Annotated in this window: 1 protein-coding gene; it reads left to right on the forward strand. The window is 59.8% G+C overall.

Annotated features, from left to right (window positions below):
- Positions 1-2: 2 nt before the first annotated feature.
- A complete protein-coding gene (gene tuf / locus PH562_RS30620; RefSeq protein ID WP_075852341.1) occupies positions 3-1,178 on the forward strand; it encodes an elongation factor Tu in 1,176 nt (391 codons plus the stop codon).
- Position 1,179 lies beyond the last annotated feature (1 nt).

Consider the following 1,179-nt stretch of genomic DNA (forward strand, 5'->3'; position numbering starts at 1 on the left):
AAATGGCAAAGAGTAAGTTTGAGCGCAATAAGCCGCACGTTAACATTGGTACGATCGGTCACGTTGACCACGGCAAGACGTCCTTGACGGCAGCGATCACGAAGTACTTCGGCGAGTTCAAGGCGTACGACCAAATCGACGCGGCTCCGGAAGAGAAGGCTCGTGGTATCACGATCTCGACGGCCCACGTTGAATACGAGACGCCGAACCGTCACTATGCGCACGTCGACTGCCCTGGCCACGCCGACTACGTCAAGAACATGATCACGGGTGCCGCACAGATGGACGGCGCGATCCTGGTTTGCTCTGCCGCCGACGGCCCGATGCCGCAGACGCGCGAGCACATCCTGCTCGCCCGCCAGGTTGGTGTTCCGGCGATCGTCGTGTTCCTGAACAAGGTCGACCAGGTTGACGACGCCGAGCTTCTCGAGCTTGTCGAGCTCGAAGTTCGCGAACTTCTGTCGTCCTACGACTTCCCGGGCGACGACATCCCGGTTGTCAAGGGTTCGGCACTTGCTGCTCTTGAAGATTCGGACAAGAAGATCGGCGAAGACGCGATCCGCGAGCTGATGGCTCAGGTTGACGCCTACATCCCGACGCCTGAGCGTCCGATCGACCAGCCGTTCCTGATGCCGATCGAAGACGTATTCTCGATCTCCGGCCGTGGTACGGTTGTGACGGGCCGCGTCGAGCGTGGTATCGTCAAGGTTGGCGAAGAAGTCGAAATCGTCGGCATTCGTCCGACGTCGAAGACGACGGTGACCGGCGTTGAAATGTTCCGCAAGCTGCTCGACCAGGGCCAAGCCGGCGACAATATCGGCGCGCTGATCCGCGGTGTGAACCGTGACGGCGTCGAGCGTGGCCAGATCCTGTGCAAGCCGGGCTCTGTCAAGCCGCACAAGAAGTTCATGGCTGAAGCCTACATCCTGACGAAGGAAGAAGGCGGCCGTCATACGCCGTTCTTCACGAACTACCGTCCGCAGTTCTATTTCCGTACGACTGACGTGACGGGCATCGTGACGCTTCCGGAAGGCACGGAAATGGTTATGCCCGGCGACAACGTGACCGTTGCCGTTGAGCTGATCGTTCCGATCGCGATGGAAGAAAAGCTTCGCTTCGCCATCCGCGAAGGCGGCCGTACCGTCGGCGCTGGCATCGTGGCATCCATCGTCGAGTAAT

This window comes from Rhizobium centroccidentale, assembly GCF_030182565.1.
In the GTDB taxonomy this organism is placed as follows: Bacteria; Pseudomonadota; Alphaproteobacteria; order Rhizobiales; family Rhizobiaceae; genus Rhizobium.

Coding starts and splice junctions, on each gene's coding strand:
- tuf (WP_075852341.1), top strand. CDS start 3: ATGGCAAAGAGTAAGTTTGAGCGCAATAAGCCGCACGTTAACATTGGT.